The organism is Ruminiclostridium hungatei, assembly GCF_002051585.1.
GTDB classification, from domain to species: Bacteria; Bacillota; Clostridia; order Acetivibrionales; family DSM-1351; genus Ruminiclostridium; species Ruminiclostridium hungatei.
In genome coordinates, this window is sequence record NZ_MZGX01000003.1 from 126,762 (window position 1) to 142,627 (window position 15,866).

General features: G+C 43.5%; 19 protein-coding genes. 5 read left to right on the top strand and 14 right to left on the bottom strand.

Annotated features, from left to right (window positions below):
• The first annotated feature begins 26 nt into the window (after nt 1-26).
• Nucleotides 27-701: a DUF2461 domain-containing protein gene (locus CLHUN_RS03095; RefSeq protein ID WP_080063209.1), complete on the top strand. Its 675-nt coding sequence runs from the start codon at nt 27-29 to the stop codon at nt 699-701.
• A gap of 115 nt (nt 702-816) precedes the next feature.
• Here CLHUN_RS03095 and rpsR read toward each other — a convergent pair whose 3' ends face one another.
• From rpsR to CLHUN_RS03165, 14 genes are all read right to left on the bottom strand, one after another.
• Nucleotides 817-1,110 carry a 30S ribosomal protein S18 gene (gene rpsR / locus CLHUN_RS03100; protein WP_080063103.1) on the bottom strand — a complete coding sequence of 98 codons (294 nt, stop codon included), beginning with the start codon at nt 1,108-1,110 and terminating at the stop codon, nt 817-819.
• A gap of 97 nt (nt 1,111-1,207) precedes the next feature.
• Nucleotides 1,208-1,639, bottom strand: a complete 432-nt coding sequence (locus tag CLHUN_RS03105) for a single-stranded DNA-binding protein (RefSeq protein WP_080063104.1) — start codon at nt 1,637-1,639, stop codon at nt 1,208-1,210.
• Between the two features lie 116 nt (nt 1,640-1,755).
• Nucleotides 1,756-2,040 carry a 30S ribosomal protein S6 gene (rpsF, locus tag CLHUN_RS03110; RefSeq protein ID WP_080063105.1) on the bottom strand — a complete coding sequence of 95 codons (285 nt, stop codon included), beginning with the start codon at nt 2,038-2,040 and terminating at the stop codon, nt 1,756-1,758.
• 290 nt (nt 2,041-2,330) lie between these two features.
• Complete coding sequence (gene trpA / locus CLHUN_RS03115; protein ID WP_080063106.1) at nt 2,331-3,053, bottom strand: tryptophan synthase subunit alpha; 723 nt, start codon at nt 3,051-3,053, stop codon at nt 2,331-2,333.
• Between the two features lie 21 nt (nt 3,054-3,074).
• A complete protein-coding gene (locus CLHUN_RS03120) occupies nt 3,075-4,229 on the bottom strand; it encodes an iron-containing alcohol dehydrogenase (RefSeq protein ID WP_080063107.1) in 1,155 nt (384 codons plus the stop codon).
• A 71-nt stretch (nt 4,230-4,300) separates the two neighbouring features.
• On the bottom strand, nt 4,301-5,089 hold the full coding sequence (locus CLHUN_RS03125) for a BtpA/SgcQ family protein (RefSeq protein WP_080063108.1): 789 nt from the start codon (nt 5,087-5,089) through the stop codon (nt 4,301-4,303).
• Nucleotides 5,086-5,844, bottom strand: coding sequence for a nucleoside phosphorylase (locus CLHUN_RS03130; RefSeq protein WP_080063109.1), 759 nt, complete (start codon nt 5,842-5,844; stop codon nt 5,086-5,088). The genes CLHUN_RS03125 and CLHUN_RS03130 overlap by 4 nt, the downstream gene beginning before the upstream one ends.
• 1 nt (nt 5,845) lies before the next feature.
• Nucleotides 5,846-6,799 (bottom strand): carbohydrate kinase family protein, encoded by a 954-nt coding sequence (locus CLHUN_RS03135; RefSeq protein ID WP_080063110.1) that lies wholly within the window; start codon nt 6,797-6,799, stop codon nt 5,846-5,848.
• Complete coding sequence (locus tag CLHUN_RS03140) at nt 6,799-7,368, bottom strand: cysteine hydrolase family protein (RefSeq protein ID WP_080063111.1); 570 nt, start codon at nt 7,366-7,368, stop codon at nt 6,799-6,801. Before CLHUN_RS03140 ends, CLHUN_RS03135 begins: the two co-directional genes overlap by 1 nt.
• On the bottom strand, nt 7,361-8,278 hold the full coding sequence (locus CLHUN_RS03145; protein ID WP_080063112.1) for an ABC transporter permease: 918 nt from the start codon (nt 8,276-8,278) through the stop codon (nt 7,361-7,363). Before CLHUN_RS03145 ends, CLHUN_RS03140 begins: the two co-directional genes overlap by 8 nt.
• A 25-nt stretch (nt 8,279-8,303) precedes the next feature.
• Nucleotides 8,304-9,389: an ABC transporter permease gene (locus tag CLHUN_RS03150; RefSeq protein WP_080063210.1), complete on the bottom strand. Its 1,086-nt coding sequence runs from the start codon at nt 9,387-9,389 to the stop codon at nt 8,304-8,306.
• 99 nt (nt 9,390-9,488) lie between these two features.
• The gene (locus CLHUN_RS03155) at nt 9,489-11,036 is read right to left on the bottom strand and encodes an ABC transporter ATP-binding protein (protein ID WP_080063113.1); all 1,548 of its coding nucleotides are present in this window, start codon (nt 11,034-11,036) and stop codon (nt 9,489-9,491) included.
• Nucleotides 11,037-11,097: 61 nt separating this feature from the next.
• The gene (locus CLHUN_RS03160) at nt 11,098-12,273 is read right to left on the bottom strand and encodes a BMP family lipoprotein (RefSeq protein ID WP_207559131.1); all 1,176 of its coding nucleotides are present in this window, start codon (nt 12,271-12,273) and stop codon (nt 11,098-11,100) included.
• Between the two features lie 200 nt (nt 12,274-12,473).
• Nucleotides 12,474-13,202: a GntR family transcriptional regulator gene (locus tag CLHUN_RS03165; protein WP_080063114.1), complete on the bottom strand. Its 729-nt coding sequence runs from the start codon at nt 13,200-13,202 to the stop codon at nt 12,474-12,476.
• A gap of 395 nt (nt 13,203-13,597) precedes the next feature.
• Between CLHUN_RS03165 and CLHUN_RS03170 the strand changes: the two genes are divergently transcribed.
• From CLHUN_RS03170 to CLHUN_RS03185, 4 genes are all read left to right on the top strand, one after another.
• A complete protein-coding gene (locus CLHUN_RS03170) occupies nt 13,598-13,903 on the top strand; it encodes a DUF2325 domain-containing protein (protein WP_080063115.1) in 306 nt (101 codons plus the stop codon).
• 28 nt (nt 13,904-13,931) lie between these two features.
• A complete protein-coding gene (locus CLHUN_RS03175; protein ID WP_080063116.1) occupies nt 13,932-14,363 on the top strand; it encodes a flavodoxin in 432 nt (143 codons plus the stop codon).
• Between the two features lie 63 nt (nt 14,364-14,426).
• Nucleotides 14,427-15,035, top strand: coding sequence for a DUF3793 family protein (locus CLHUN_RS03180; protein ID WP_080063117.1), 609 nt, complete (start codon nt 14,427-14,429; stop codon nt 15,033-15,035).
• A gap of 115 nt (nt 15,036-15,150) precedes the next feature.
• Nucleotides 15,151-15,726, top strand: coding sequence for an HD-GYP domain-containing protein (locus CLHUN_RS03185; RefSeq protein WP_080063212.1), 576 nt, complete (start codon nt 15,151-15,153; stop codon nt 15,724-15,726).
• Nucleotides 15,727-15,866: the final 140 nt, after the last annotated feature.

Sequence of the window (15,866 nt, forward strand, 5' to 3'; positions counted from 1 at the left end):
TGCATAGCGGCGGAACGGAGATGTATATGAGTTTTGGAGGTATTACGGGAGATGCGCTTCGCTTTCTCTTTGAAAATAGAATGAACAACAGCAAGGATTGGTATGACAGCCACAAGGCCGACTATAAAAAATATGTATATAATCCCTTTGCAGAGCTGATAACCGAGCTTGCCCCTACTATGCTTGAAATCGACAGCCAGCTTATTACTCTTCCCTCAAAGCTTATTTCAAGAGTCAGGCGGGATACCCGGTTTACAAAGGATAAGACCCTTTACAGAGACAATGTATGGCTGGTTTTTCTCAGAGATAAATCCCTTATGTCCACAGCCCCCTGTTTCTGGTTTGGAATAGACCAGAAGGGTTCCAGCTATGGAATAGGCTATTACGGTGCTGAACCGTCTTCCATGGCAAATATGCGCGAAATGATAGTAAACGGGCATCCGGCCTTTCTTATGGCCCAGAAGTATTACGAAGCCCAGAATACGTTTATTATTGGAGGAGATTCGTACAAGAGGAGCAAATATCCTGAGCAGCCTGAGAACATCAGAACCTGGCTGGACAGAAAAAACATTTATTTCGAGGCTGTACAAAACAATTTTGAGCTGGCTTTTTCAAAGGAGCTTCCCCAGGTATTAAAGAAGGGTTTTAAGGAATTGAAGCCCATATATGACTTTTTGTGTGTTGTGGAGTCAAGAATTTAGACAGATATGATGTTAAAAAACCCGTCCGGCTGAAAATCCGGACGGGTTTTTTACTATAAATTATATTTTCCCATATTTATTACATAAGCCAATTAAGCTAGCAGGCTTTTCTATATTATTCCGCAGTATATGGAAGCAAAGCAATGTGTCTTGCTCTCTTCACGGCAACTGTCAACTGACGCTGGTGCTTGGCACAGTTTCCTGATATTCTTCTGGGAAGAATCTTACCTCTTTCAGAAACGTACTTTCTAAGCTTGGAAACATCTTTATAATCTATATCGGTAGCCTTGTCAACACAGAATGCGCAAACTTTCTTCTTTGCTCTTCTCATTCTCATGCCGCCTTTGCCTTCGCCCTTATCATAATCAGCTCTATCGTTTCTTCTGTTATCTCTCTTTGGTCCTGGCATTTGAAAATCCTCCTTTCATGTACCATGTCTATGGTACTGATTATAATTTATGAATCGTTCGTTGAATTTTTACATTAAGACCACCTTAAGCTTACGCTTAAAATGGGAGCTCATCGTCCTCATCCATTGGATAAAAACCATCCCCTGATGATGCAGGATTTTCGGTATAAGTTCTGGGTGCCGGACTTCCGCCTCCCGCCTCTCCGCTTCTCTTGCTGTCGGCAAAATAGGTTTCATCAGCTACCACTTCCGTAACGTAATGGCGCTTTCCCTCATTGTCATCCCAGGTTCTGGTCTGAAGCCTTCCAACAATAGCCACCTGCATTCCCTTTGTGAAATACTTTCCACAAAACTCAGCAGTCTTGTTCCATGCTACGATATTTATGAAATCAGCCTGAGGCTGACCTTCCTTTGCAGTAGCACGTCTGTTTACAGCAATGGAAAAGCTTGCAACTGCCGTGTTATTTCCACTTGTGTATCTCAGATCAGGATCCTTGGTAAGTCTTCCCATTAATACTACCTTGTTCATACTAACCTTCCCTTCACGTGTAGCGTGCTAATGCACTGAGCACGTAGACAATAGCATATATATGATACTTTTTCCCTTGTGAAGTCAAAATGTATCACTTAAGCCATTCTTCATTATTAGTCCTTAGCTATTATTATATACTTAAGGATTCCTTCAGTGATTTTGTAAACTCTTTCCAATTCAGCCGGAAAACTTGGCTCAGATGAGAAATTAGCAAGCACATAATAACCTTCGTTCTTGTCATCTATTTCATAAGCAAGCTTTCTTTTACCCCACTCATCAATAGTTTCAAGCTGAGCTGAAGTTTCGAGAATATTCTTAAATTTTTCAACTAGGGCCTTTGTGGATTCTTCTCCAACCTCTGAATTGACTATAAAGATAGTTTCATACTTTTTTAACATTACCGGTCACCTCCCCTCGGACTTTACGGCTCTGTATCAAGAGTACAGAGCAAGGATGTAAATATTTATTTGTACGGAAAAACCTTTTCCACATACAATGTTGTATTTTAACACATTTATTTAAAATAGGCAATATTTTTTTACCATATTATTTTTCTTTACAAAATTACTTAAATATCCCGGAGGAGGTATTAATATGCCGCCAAATATTTGAAGCCTGTGTAAACGCCGGGATACAGTTCCCTTTCCGGCTATCTGCACAGGCTTTATGGCAGCAAATGATTTGCAGCTTATTTACTGCAGGTTTTCTTAAACAATGCTATTGTTTCTTTCATTTTTGGTATATCATCGTGCAGTTTAAGTACGGTACTGCCTACAAAAACTCCATCTGCTCCCGCATCTCTTGCCATCTGAATGTCTTCCGGAGTGTAAATGCCCACACCGCAGTATATCTCTCTGTCGATTCCCTGTGCTTTCAGGTGATCTATGCAGTGCTTCAAAGTGGGATACGCAGGATTGATATTGTTTGTGGTGGGCTTTGCCTGCATGTATACAAAACCGTTTGACAGGCTGGCAGCCCGGACCTCCTTTTCGTCCATATGGAACTGCACATAGCAGGATATTTTTATACCGTTTTCAACAAGCCTGCTCTTTACTTCCTCATTATGGCTTCCAACATAGATAAGGTCCTTCATATTATTATCCGTGCAGAATTTCACAAACCGCTCCAGTCCTATTTCCAGGATGGTGTTCTCATATGAGAGAAGTATGAACTTTGCTCCGGGATGGGTATTTTTAATTTTTACAATGCCCTCCATGTACCTGCTGTAGTCATTGCAGGCCTCAAGCGCCTCCTTCATACGGTTGGCTATATACTCACCCTCAAGATAAGGGTCGGAAGAAGGAAAATCAACCTCTATAATATCGCAGCCTGCCTGAATATAATTTTCAGCCATTTCAACGCTTGACTCTATTGTTGGATATCCATTGGATAAATAGCATATCAGTTTCACAGTAACCTCCAAAAGCTGTATTTACACTTCCTGTGCTCTATATATTTTCTTAAATAATATCTGCATTTGACCCAGGTCAGGTATAACGGGATTTGTTTTTGTACATCCGTCCTTCAAGGCCATTTCTGCCATGGCTCCAAGCATTTCCATATATTTTGTTTCGTCCGGAACCAGCTCTGAGATATTTGAAGGAATACCTATAAACTTGTTCAGGTCGGTAACCACCTTTATAAGATCAACGGCACCCAGCTCCCTTGCCAGCTCTGAATATGCAGCTTTTGCTGTGTTATCCTCCAGATTGAAGGTCATGACATATGGAAGTATTATTGCATCCGCCAGCCCGTGGGATATGCCGAAATAGCTGCCCAGTGTGTGAGCCATGGAATGTACAATACCAAGAGATACATTTGTGAATGCAAGTCCTGCGGTCATGGAAGCATTCAGTATAATCTCCCGGTACTCCATATGGGTTCCGTCGGAATATGCCTTGGGGAGATTAAGTATTATATCCCTCGCCGCATTCCTTGCCAATATATTGCTCAGGTAGTTGGCCCTCTTTGACACAAGTGCTTCCAAAGCATGGGTCAGTGCATCCATACCTGTTTCTGCCGTAATTTTTGCAGGCATTGTAGCAGTTGCTTCAGGATCGCAGATAGCGATATCCGGCATCATTTCCATATTGCCTATGCCATATTTTATATGCGTATCATCGTCTGTAATGACCACAGAGCGGCTTACCTCGCTGGCTGTTCCGCTGGTTGACGGTATGCAGACCAATATGGCCTTATTTCTCAGCTTTGGGACAGGATTCGGAGGAACGATATCCTTTAAGGTTTTCAATCGGGGATGCTCGTAATACACCCACATGGCCTTTGCTGCATCCATTGCAGAACCGCCCCCCAAACCGATTATTATATCCGGCTGTTCCCGCCTCATGGCCTCTGCACCCCTATAAACCGTGCTGAACATTGGATCGGGCTCAACTCCTTCAAAAACAGAGCTGTCTATTCCCGCTTCTTTTAAATAATCCATGGTTTTCTGCAAAATTCCGCTCTTTTTCATACTTGAGCCACCGGTGACAATAAAAGCCTTCTTTCCTTTAAGGCTCTTCAGGTGCTCAAGCGCCCCCCTTCCGAACATCAACTCGCTTCCCGCAAGTTTCATCGGCCTCATCATACATATCAGTCCTTTTTCTAGTTATATTTTTAGTAAGCTTTCATCAAATCGGTATCAGACCCCTGGACCTCCTATGAGTTCAAGGCCTCAATAAGCCGGGTGCAAAGCTCCGGCGAGACAGGATTTTCTATAATCCCGCCTTCTTTCAGACTGGAACCCACTATGGCACCGTCTGCAATTTGTAGCTGTTCCTTTATATTGGAGGTTTTGACACCGCTTCCGGCAATGATGGGAAGCTTTGTTATCTTTTTTACCCTCTTTATAATGTCAATGGGAGTTTCAACTCCTATATGAGTTCCGGTTACAATGATTGCATCAGCACCGCAGGCCTCGGCGGCCTTTGCGGAATCCTCTATCGTCACGTGGGGGAGCAGCATATGTGTGTGCTTGACCTGGATGTCCGCCAGAATTTTTACATTTTCCGCCTGGAGATTTTTCCGGAACTTCATAGCAGCACGGGCACACGGTGAAATGATGCCTCCAAAGAATTCAACGGTATCCACAAATACAGGTATTCTCACAAACCCGGCATCCACAGCCTTGGCGATGGAAAATGCCGTTGCATAATCATTCATTGCCGCATCTATTCCCACCGGTATGGTTACATTCTGGGCTACAATAGCACTGATGGCGGCCAGTGCACAGGACTGCTCAATATCCAGATTTATGCCAAAGGTTCCGTCACCCATATTTTCAATTATTATGGCGTCCATTCCCGACTTTTCCAGTGTTATGGCATCCCTTACAGCCTGCTCCGTCACCTTTTTCATATCGCCGCAGAAATTTGGTGTTCCGGGCAGTGCAAGGCAATGTACCATCCCTATTACAAGACTTTTATCCTTAAAATTTAACTCCTTCATTTCCCTGCCACCTCTCTGTCATAAATTACAAGCCCGTCAAGAGCTATCCTGCATAAATCCTCTTCCGACTTTGTGCGGGCATCCCCCTTCAGAAAATCCTTCAGATTTTCAAGAACAGTAGTCATTGTGACAATACAGCCCTTTATGCCCATGAGGTTTGCCAATACCAGCATACAGCTTGACTCCATATCCACCGCTGAAATATTGTATTTTTTAAGAGCCTCAAAGGTTTGACCAATATCCCTGTTCATCTTTTCAGACAAACGTGAATCACGCATCTGGCTGTAAAACCCGTCCATGGTGCAGGTAATTCCGTTCACATATTCCCTGCCGTTTTCCAGTGTGCTTTTATTCATGCAGTTAATCAGGCCTATATCTGCAACCGCCGGAAAGGACTCCGGCACGTATGTTTTACTGGTGGCTTCCTCCCTCATTGCCCCTGTGGGGATAATAAGCTTTCCCAGCAGGTCGTCCTTCAAACCCATGGTGGTGCCCATACGCACAGCTACCTCCATGCCGCACTGGTACATTTCCTCCATGGCAATGGCGGCCGAGGGAGCACCTATCCCTGTGGAGGTAACGGTTATCCTGACCCCTTTATACCAGCCGGTATAAGTGTTGAATTCCCTGGCAAAGGCTATATGCCTTACATCCTCCAGTTGCTTTGCCACGGTTTCCACCCTCCAGGGATCTCCTGAAAACAGCACATATTTAGCTATATCTTTTTCCTCTGTTTTTGAATATAAAGTCTGCATTTTACTCTTCTCCCTTGATAAACTGATTAAAACGCCTGAGAAATTCCTCTTCACCGGGGGCATTGGTAGTACATCCCGCCTTTTCTATGATAAAAGAAGACAGAACACTGCCCAGGCTGCAGCAATCTTTGACTTCCATCCCTTTAAGATAGCCGTACAAAAAGCCGGACATAAAAGCATCCCCCGAGCCGGTGGTGTCCACCACCCTGCCGAATTCCGCTGCAGCTATGCTGCCTGAGTTTATACCGTCCCTTGTCTTGTGGTAGTAAACGCTCCCTTTTTTACCCAGGGTTGTAACAATTATTTCTGCATTTGCCTTTTCAAAGAGTCCGGTAATATCCTTCAGCCCGAAAATCCTTTCTATCTCTCCCCGTTCAGACTCATTGCAGAATATAATCCTGCTGTACGTCAGAACTTCCTTGAAAAATTCCTCGGGGAATGCATCATAATCGCACTTCATACCAAAGACAAGCGGTACATTGTGGGCTCTGCATTGCCCGTAAAACTCCAGGTTGTCTTCATACGAACCCACCGTCATAATCCCCAGCCCAGCTTCCCGGAAGAATTCCGGGTTCATTTCTCCGGCATACTTTTTGTCCATTGCGCCGGTATAGAAAATGGTAACATGGTTGTTTTCCGGGTCTGCTATAAGGTAGCAGTTGGAAGTGGTTTCTCCGGGAACAATCTCCACCGCTTCCATGCATACTCCAGCATTTTTCAGGTAGTCATAAAAACCTGTTTCCATATAATCATCCCCGCCCACTCTGATGAGCGGCAGCGCCTTCATATTTAATTTCGCCATAAGATAGGCAATATTTGTGGAACAGCCTCCGTATTGAATCCTGGCATTGTCACTGTTTACAACAAGCGACGTATATCCGTATCTCAGCGGAGTAGAAGTTCTGATTATCCTGTCCAGACTGACATAGCCATTCACCAAAACATCATATTTCATCAGTCAAGCTCCCCCTTTTCCAGATAGTCAAACAGCTCCCGTGAAGTCACAACCTTTCCCAGATACTTTTTAATATCCGACAGATGAACCTGGTTTACGGTTTCATCGTTGGTGGCTACGCAGTCCGACACCACTATTGGGATGTAATCCAGATTATAGGCATCGGTGACGGTGGCACGTATGCAGCAGTTTGTTTTTGTACCTGTAATTATCAGGTTTTTGATGCCGTTTTCTCTTAAAACCATATCCAGGTCGGTTCCTACAAAACCGCTGTAGCGTCTTTTTTTAATTACATAATCCCTTGCAGCATCTACTTCCAGCATAGGATCAACCGCATCTCCTCCCGTACCTTCAATACAGTTGGGACGCATATTTGCAAGATTTTTATCATATTTATCTTTTCTGTAGCTGTGCTGGAGGAAAATTATCAGGACACCGTGCTTCCTGCATTCCTCCAATACATGCTTGATTCTGGGCAGGATTTCACGATTCTGAGGGTAGAATACCAGTCCTTCCGGATCTGTAAAATCCTTTACCATGTCTACAATGACCAGCGCTGTATTATTCAAGCTTAAACCCCCTTATTTTTGTACGGCGGGCCTCAAGAGCCGAAACCGCAAACAGTACGACCACAATCATCAGGTAAGGCACTACTTCAAACAGGCCTGAAACAGGTCCGGCAAATAAGGCAAGGTTTATGGCCAGAGACTTTGCAAGTCCGAATATGATTGCGTATACGCTTGACTTTACCGGCTTAGCCCCTCCGCAGTATATGGCAGCTATGGCAATAAACCCTCTTCCGGCTGTCATATTATTTGTAAACAATGCCATTCTTTCAACTGCAAGGTTGGCTCCGGCCAGGGCACAGAGGGCTGCTCCTATGAGCACCGCCGCATATTTGATATAAGTTCCGTTTATTCCGACAGATTTTGCGGCTTCCTCGTTTTCACCCACTACTCTGACGTAAACACCGAATTTTGTTTTATACATTATTATTGATACAACAATTATGAGTATGAAGCTCAGATAGGTGATAGCGGTATGTCCGCTCAGGAGGCTGCCCAATACAGGTATATCCCTGATAATCGGAATATTGATTTTCAAACCTGTTACATTAATGATTGAACTGACATTGATATTGGCCATCTGCAAGTGCTTGAGCATAAAGGAGCTTAACGCCAGTACGAATATGTTTATTCCGAATCCGGTAATTATAAAGTTGCTCTTTAGGCTTATGCCGAAGAAGGAAAATATCAATCCCAGTATCAAGGTACAGAAAACACTTAATAAAATACCTATCCACAAATTTCCCGTAAGCATTACAAACAGTGTGCTGCTGAAGGCTCCCATGAGCATCATTCCCTCCAGCCCTATATTAAGCACATTTGCCTTATGTGCAAACAGCCCGCCTAGCACAGCCAGTATGAGCGGGGCACTGTGATAGATCATGTCGTATAAGATATTACTCAATAGGTTCATATTCGTTTACCTCTGTCATTTAAAGTTATAAAGCCTTGCGTCCTTTGCTTCCGGCCTTTTTCCAGATGGCTTTAAGCCTGTCGGCCAGATTGAAATTTCTGTTCAAAAATTTTACGGAAAGCAAAAGTATCAGCATGCCCTGTATAACTCCTACAATATCCTTAGGCACATTGGTAAATACACTGATGTAATCGCTCCCTGTCTTCAAGGCTGAATAAAATATGGCTGCAATAAGAATTCCCACCGGATTGTGGCTTCCCAGAAGCGCAATCAGCATACCATCCCACCCGAGCCCTGGACTGCCTGAAAAATCAAGGGTGAACCTGAATTTTTCACTCATCAGGAAGCCTGCCCCGGCAAGCCCGCTGATTGCTCCGCTGATCAGCATTATAGTCATTATCTTCCTGCTCACCTTCATTCCCGTAGCTTCGGAAAACTCCGGATTCTTACCTATTGCCGTCACTTCATATCCCAGCTTTGAATATTTGAATACAACATACATAAGCCCGAAGACAATCAGTGCTATAAAGAAAAATGCAGTCAGATCGGAATTGAATAGCTTTTTAAACATGGCACTGTCGGCAATCGGATAGGTGGATACATAGCCTGAACCGGGGTCCTTAAACACCCCCTGTGACAAAAATTTTACTATTTCTACAACCACATAGTTAAGCATAAGGGTTACAACCATTTCATTGACATTAAAATACGCCTTAAGAACAGCAGGGATAAGGGCAAACAGCATTCCCACCACCATTCCCGTCAATACGCACAATCCGATGTGAAGGACAGGGGGGAGTCCCTTTACTGTAAAACCCACTACTCCGGCAAAAAAGGCTCCCAGAACCGCCTGACCCTCCACGCCCATGTTGAAAATATTTGCTTTAAAGGTTATAGCTATCGCAAGGCCGGTCAATATTAAAGGTGCTGCAAAATGCAGGGTTTTCAGCAACCCGCCCCCACTGAGCAGTGATTTTTGGATCATTATCGCATAGGTTGTAAAAGGATTTTCACCTATTGCAGCTATTACTATTCCTCCCAGAAAAAGAGCACCTATTACCGGAAATAAAACATTATATATGCTTCTTAGAATTGTGTCGCGTTTTTTCATAATTATGTCCATGCCATCAATTTTGCATAACGTCGTGAAAGAAACGGCATGGACCCGGCACCCCCTTTGGTATTTCCCCATTTCTTTCAGCCTTCCGCCTTACTCTGCCGGAAGCCCTGCCATCATAAGCCCCAGCCGTTCACTGCCGGCATTTTTCCCGGGAAGCTCTCCGACAATTTTGCCCTTGTACATTACAATAATCCTGTCACTCAGGTTCATTATTTCACTGAGTTCGCTTGACACCAGTAAAATGGCTTTACCTGCAGCTCTAAGCTCAAGGATTTTTCTATGGATAAATTCTATCGATCCTATATCCACTCCCCGTGTGGGCTGGCTTACCAGCAGGAGTTTGGGATCAGAGTCAAATTCCCTGGCTACTATTATTTTCTGTGCATTGCCTCCCGAAAGCTGAGAAACATTACCATTCCTTTCCGCTATTCGTATATCATATTTTTCTATAAGCCTGTCGCCCTGCTTTTCGATTTCCTTCTTCATCAGAAGACCATTTTTGCAAAGGCAGGGATTATTATGATAGCCCGCTATCAGATTGTCCGATATGGTCATATCCTTGCAAAGACCCTGGGCATACCTGTCTTCTGGAACTATTCCCACACCTGAGGCACGCAATTCTCCCGGCCACCAGTTGGTTATATCCTGGTTATGGAGGCTTACACTGCCTCCGGTAGACTCCATCAGCCCTGAGAGAACCCTCACCAGCTCGCTTTGTCCATTGCCCTCAACACCTGCGACTCCAAGTATTTCTCCTTCTTTTATGTCAAACGATATATCATCAAGAACTTTCTTTCCGAAATTATTAACCGTACTTAGGTTTTTTACTGAGTATACCACCTTACTTCGGCTGGTATCCCTATCCTCCTTGTTGACATTGAGAATAACCTCACGCCCGACCATAAGCCTGGCCAGTTCGGCGGCATCGGTGTCCTTCGTGTTTCTTGTCCCTACAACCCTGCCGCGTTTTATAACAACAACCTTGTCACTGACCTCCATTACTTCCCTTAGCTTATGAGTAATCAGTATTATTGTCTTACCCTGATTTTTAAGCTCTTTGAAGCTTGCAAGGAGCTCATCCACCTCCTGGGGAGTCAAAACCGCCGTAGGTTCGTCAAATATCAGTATATCCACATTCCGGTAAAGCATTTTCAGTATTTCAACTCTTTGCTTCGCACCTATGGAAATGCTATCTACTATGTCCTCTGAATTAAGTTCAAATTTATAATCATCAATAAGCTTCTGTACGGTTTTACGCTCCAGGCTGCGGTCAATTATCGGGCTTTTGAAGCCTGCCTTCCCAAATATTCCAAAATTCTTTTTTAATTCAGCACCAAGAAGTATATTTTCAAATACGGTAAGGCTGGGCACCAGCTTGAAATGCTGGTGCACCATACCCAATCCGCAGTTTATTGCATCTAACGAAGAATTAAAGGAAACCTCTTTACCCTGTACTTTCAGTTCTCCGCCGGTGGGACGCTGAAGTCCAAAGAACATGTTCATGAGAGTTGTCTTTCCGGCTCCGTTTTCACCTACTATTGCGGTAATTTCACCCTGCTCAATAGAAATATTTATATCTTCGTTAGCAACAAAGTCGCCATATTTTTTTGTCAAATTAACAGCTTCTATTGCGTACATATTTACCGCCTTCTTAAACAAAAATATTTAACAGCAATCAGCTTCCGCAGGTTTTTAAGCCTTAGTCATTGGGCATATTCAGGTTTGCAAGAAGTGATTTGTCAAAGGCTTCTCCGGCCTGGGCATCTGTTACCTTGATTTCTCCGCCGCCTATCTTATCTGCTATTGTCTTGATTTCTGTCCTGATTTCATTCCACTTGGCCTTGCCTTCAGGCTTGATTTTGGATTCTATTACACTGAGGTCGGTGATTCCTGTGGCTCCCGATGCCAGATTATAGCTCAGCACCTTGCCGTTTACCTTGTCCATGGTTTTTTCCTTAAAATTCTTTGCGATTTCATATACAGGTACTTCCGTATTCTTCAAAACACTTGTGAGTATATAGCCCGGCTGATTGCTGTCCTTGTTTGCATCCACTTCTATGGCAAGCTTTTTGACTTCTTTTGCCTTGGCGGTTACACCGTCGCCTACGGCACCCGCTACCGCATATACAATGTTTGCGCCGTCAGAATAATATGTGTTTGCTTTTGTGGCACCTGCTGCCGAGTCGCTGAAGCCCGCATTGTAGTCACTGTAGAAGGTGTATTTGACACCCAGTTCTTTTGCAACATAGTTGATTCCTTCAGCATAGCCATAGCCAAATACAGTTATACCGTTTGACTTGGTTCCTCCAAGGAAACCGACCTTTCTTCCAGCATCTCCTGCCGTCAGTGCATAGTCCGAAGTATTAAACAGTTCAGAGGCATTTTCATTGACAAGTGCACTCAATGCTCCGGCTATAAAAGAAGCTTCATGGACATCAAACATTACAGAAACAACATTTTTGTGCTTAACGGTTCCGTCCTCGTTCACATTCGGATTATCATTGAATATGACAAAGGTTGTATCCGGATACTGTTCCGCAATAGGCTTATTTCCTCCCACTCCCTTGATAAGTGCATCAAAGTTGTATTCCAGGCTGAAAATCAGCTTATAGCCTGCTCCGGCCAGTTGCGTCAAGCTTCCAGGGACATCCGAGGTCTCCACCACCTTATAATTGATGCCCAATTCGTTTTTCACCTTTTCCAGTCCGGCAACCGCCGATTGATTATATCCCTTGTCGTTGGGTCCCGCTGCGGAAGTAATAAGTGCAATTCCCAAGTCGTTGGTTTTGGCGGAACAGCCTGCAAAAAGCATGGAGGCTAAAATCGCCATTACAATTACTAAAGACAGCTTTTTTGCAAATTTCATTTTTCCCATGTCAAACACTCCTCTGATACTGTTTTGTTTGTGAATTTAATATTTGATTAAAACATAAGTCTTAGCCGCGACATTAAGACTTCTTTTTTATAAAGAGCCACTTCTCAGGCTATTTTGGGGTGCAAAAAACCAAGCCGTGGCAAATTATACTTTTTTCACCTGGCATTTCTGTTGATTCAGAATTTATATAATGCTAATAACTACTTGTGAACCTGATTAATGTAAAATTTGAATTTTCCGGATCTATAAAAGCTTTTAAAAGTTTCTATAGGGATTTCCCGTCCATTTATCATACCGTAGGTTATAGCCCTGAACAGAAGAACAGGGTCTCCTTCCTTTATCCGGAGCTCTCTGGCAACCTCATCCACAGCCAGCACTGCTTCAATGGATCTTGTTGCTTTTGTAATCCTGGTATTGTATTTGCTCTCAAGAATATTGTAAATGGAAGCCACTCCGAAATCGTAGGTTTCTATCAGAGGATACGTCTTGCAGGGCAAATATGTTGTAGTAAGGTTTATTGGTTCATTATCCGCATAATAAACCCTTTTTACCTTGAATACCTTTTCTCCGTTTGAAAGCTGGAGCTTTTTTATCCTGGTCCGGTCCGCTTCAATAACTTCTGCCGCCAGCAGGCGCTTTGAGGGAGTCATGCCAAGTCTGACAATATCCTGTGTACAACTGGTAATGGATATGAGATCCTGGTCAAGCGTGTCCTTTTTTACAAAGGTTCCTTTTCCCTGAATTCTGTAGAGATACCCCTCGTTAACAAGATCATCAATAGCCTTTTTCGCAGTAATCCTGCTGATTCCAAAGCTTCCCATCAGCTCTCTCTCACTGGGGATCATGCCGTCCGGACCTATCTCTTCATTGTTTATCATTTCCACTATCCTCTGTTTGACCAGATAGTATTTTGGTATCATTCCTACCATTGCTTTCCTCCTTGAGCAATATAACATGTTATTATATTGTTATGTTGATATGTCCACTTAAATATTATATCAATATTCGACAAAAGTCAACGAGTTATTAACATATTTTTTTGTTTAAATCTTATAAAATACTCGCAATCCCTTCCACCTGATTTCCTGAATCCAAATAAATATTGACTTTATACTCATAAGTTGGTAAAATCTTAACAAGATATTGATAATGATTATCATTATCAAATGCATTTGATTTTGTAAACCAGGAGACACACCTAGGTATATATATTGAAGTTTTCAGATTATTTACAGCCCGGAGGCCCCAGCGCCTCACCAAGCCGGCTCAGCCCGGCCGGGAATGCAGTATGTACGATCGCCCACGATCAGAAAGGAGCTATAATATGAGTATAGTTTTAGTAGGAGGCCATGACAGGATGCAGGAGGAGTACAAGGAGATATGTTCTCGCAGGGGGCACAGGGTAAAAGTCTACACCCAAATGCCTGCCAGATTTGACAAACTTATCGGAACTCCCGACAGCATCGTTCTTTTTACATCTACCGTATCACACAAAATGATGCTGACTGCACTCAAGGAGGCAAAAAAGAAAAATATCAATGTTGTGAGAAGCCACAGCAGCAGCGCCTCCTCCCTGCTGGAACTTTTGAAATCAATGGAGAATGATACGGGTTACGCCTGTCCCTCATAGGGGAATACAAATATGCAGGAGGTTGCTTATGAAAAATATAGCGGTTATTTATTGGAGCGGAACTGGAAATACCCAGCAGATGGCACTGGCAGTTGCCGAAGGTGCGAAGGGTCAGGATATTTCCGTAGACGTGAAGGAGGTTGGCAGCGCCACCCTTAAGGATATTGAAGATTCCGATGCCGTCGCTCTGGGCTGCCCGTCCATGGGTTGTGAAGTGTTGGAGGAATCGGAGATGGAACCCTTTGTGCAGGCAATGGAAGGCCTGGATCTGAAGGGCAAGCCCGTGGTATTGTTTGGCTCATTTGACTGGGGAGACGGGCAGTGGATGGCGGACTGGGAAGAGCGAATGACTTCTCTTGGGGTAAAGCTTGCCGATGTGGGTCTTAAGGTACATAACACTCCTGACGAGGCCGGCCTGGAACTTTGCAGGGAACTTGGCAGAAAACTTGCCCTGGCATAGCCGCCTACAGGGTATTAACCGGCCTCACCAGTTTTGTAAATCATTAACCGGGAAGTGATGAAAATGGAGATAAAGCAGAACCAAATATTAAACTTTATAAATATAGTCAATGAACTCCCTGATGAAGCTTATCTGCTATCCATGGTAGCTTACGGAACGGCTCCTGTCATAAGGGAGGAGAAGCCCTCTTCCCTTATGACCTTTACAACGGCCGGAAGAAACCTGTATGAGCTTTGGAACAAGTTCGGCCTTGACGTTTGCAGGAATCTCGCCCTGGAATACACCCAGCTCCGAGACACCAAAGGCAGTGTAAGAGTGCTGTTTTTCAAGAGAAACTTATTGGACGACTGCCTTAACAAGAGGGATTGCCGGGATTTCCTGAACAGGATGGGCTATGCCTCAAAAATCACACTGGAACAATGCATATTAAAGCTCAAAGAACGGTTTGAGCACATATGTCCTCATGAAATAGGCATATTTTTGGGCATACCCGTGGAAGACGTTACAGGATTTATTTATCACAAAGGGGAAAACAGCTTGCTTTGCAGCTACTGGAAGGTTTATCACAACCCTGAAAATGCATTGCAACTGTTTAAGAACTTTGATAAGGCGAGACAGGATATTCGTGACCTAATTTCAAGCAACAACTTTAATTTCACAGATTGTGCTTAAAATTCAAGAATTCGTTGTCTCTGGTTTACGGAGGACAAAATAGGTGGGAAACTTTTTAAGGCATCTTTTTGAAAAGGAAAGGCTTCACGATGTAATTGAGTGTCTTACTACTGCCATGGATGCAAAGGACAAATATACAAGCGGGCATTCCAACAGGGTGGCGGATATGACCTATGATATAGCTAAGGAGTTGGGCCTTAAGGGCCATAGGCTTGAGACCATTCATCTGGCCGCACATTTGCATGACATCGGCAAGATAGGCATCTCTGAAAAAGTGCTTAACAAACCGGGGAAATTATCGCCGGCGGAATGGGAAGAAATAAAAAGGCATCCTGAAATAGGCTTTAATATTTTACATAAATCCCAGCACATGAAGGAAATATCCGAAATCGTACTGTATCACCATGAACGCTGGGACGGGAAAGGCTATCCCGGAGGTCTTAAGGAGAATCAGATTCCGCCTGGGTCCCGGATAATCGCAGTGGCAGATTCCATTGACGCAATGACTTTTGACAGGCCCTACCGCAGCGCTATGAGTTGGGCAGATTGCAAAAGGGAAATAATGAAGAACAGCGGAGTTCAGTTTGATCCCGAGGTAGTTAAGGCAATGTGGTCGGTTTGCGGTAAGTGGGTTTTTACAAATCAAGGTCCTCCGGCTTCAAATACCGAAAAAAATATTACAAATCTCTAAAAGAGCAGAAGATTACTGGGTTATTAGTATTAATAACAGTAAATTTTCTGCTTTTGATTTTTAGCCGGGAAATGATTTTCCAAAACAAATAATAATAAGTTTAATAAATTTACCAGGTTGTATTTAGTGAAATTTACTAA

Bases quoted from the DNA above. Each gene is read 5' to 3' on its own strand.
- CLHUN_RS03145 (WP_080063112.1), bottom strand. From the start codon at position 8,278: ATGAACCTATTGAGTAATATCTTATACGACATGATCTATCACAGTGCC.
- CLHUN_RS03160 (WP_207559131.1), bottom strand. From the start codon at position 12,273: ATGGGAAAAATGAAATTTGCAAAAAAGCTGTCTTTAGTAATTGTAATG.
- CLHUN_RS03165 (WP_080063114.1), bottom strand. From the start codon at position 13,202: ATGGTAGGAATGATACCAAAATACTATCTGGTCAAACAGAGGATAGTG.
- CLHUN_RS03095 (WP_080063209.1), top strand. From the start codon at position 27: ATGAGTTTTGGAGGTATTACGGGAGATGCGCTTCGCTTTCTCTTTGAA.
- CLHUN_RS03155 (WP_080063113.1), bottom strand. From the start codon at position 11,036: ATGTACGCAATAGAAGCTGTTAATTTGACAAAAAAATATGGCGACTTT.
- CLHUN_RS03180 (WP_080063117.1), top strand. From the start codon at position 14,427: ATGGAGATAAAGCAGAACCAAATATTAAACTTTATAAATATAGTCAAT.
- CLHUN_RS03185 (WP_080063212.1), top strand. From the start codon at position 15,151: ATGGATGCAAAGGACAAATATACAAGCGGGCATTCCAACAGGGTGGCG.
- CLHUN_RS03170 (WP_080063115.1), top strand. From the start codon at position 13,598: ATGAGTATAGTTTTAGTAGGAGGCCATGACAGGATGCAGGAGGAGTAC.
- rpsF (WP_080063105.1), bottom strand. From the start codon at position 2,040: ATGTTAAAAAAGTATGAAACTATCTTTATAGTCAATTCAGAGGTTGGA.
- CLHUN_RS03125 (WP_080063108.1), bottom strand. From the start codon at position 5,089: ATGAAGGAGTTAAATTTTAAGGATAAAAGTCTTGTAATAGGGATGGTA.
- CLHUN_RS03135 (WP_080063110.1), bottom strand. From the start codon at position 6,799: ATGAAATATGATGTTTTGGTGAATGGCTATGTCAGTCTGGACAGGATA.
- CLHUN_RS03175 (WP_080063116.1), top strand. From the start codon at position 13,932: ATGAAAAATATAGCGGTTATTTATTGGAGCGGAACTGGAAATACCCAG.
- CLHUN_RS03120 (WP_080063107.1), bottom strand. From the start codon at position 4,229: ATGATGAGGCCGATGAAACTTGCGGGAAGCGAGTTGATGTTCGGAAGG.
- CLHUN_RS03130 (WP_080063109.1), bottom strand. From the start codon at position 5,844: ATGCAGACTTTATATTCAAAAACAGAGGAAAAAGATATAGCTAAATAT.
- CLHUN_RS03150 (WP_080063210.1), bottom strand. From the start codon at position 9,389: ATGAAAAAACGCGACACAATTCTAAGAAGCATATATAATGTTTTATTT.
- rpsR (WP_080063103.1), bottom strand. From the start codon at position 1,110: ATGCCAGGACCAAAGAGAGATAACAGAAGAAACGATAGAGCTGATTAT.
- CLHUN_RS03105 (WP_080063104.1), bottom strand. From the start codon at position 1,639: ATGAACAAGGTAGTATTAATGGGAAGACTTACCAAGGATCCTGATCTG.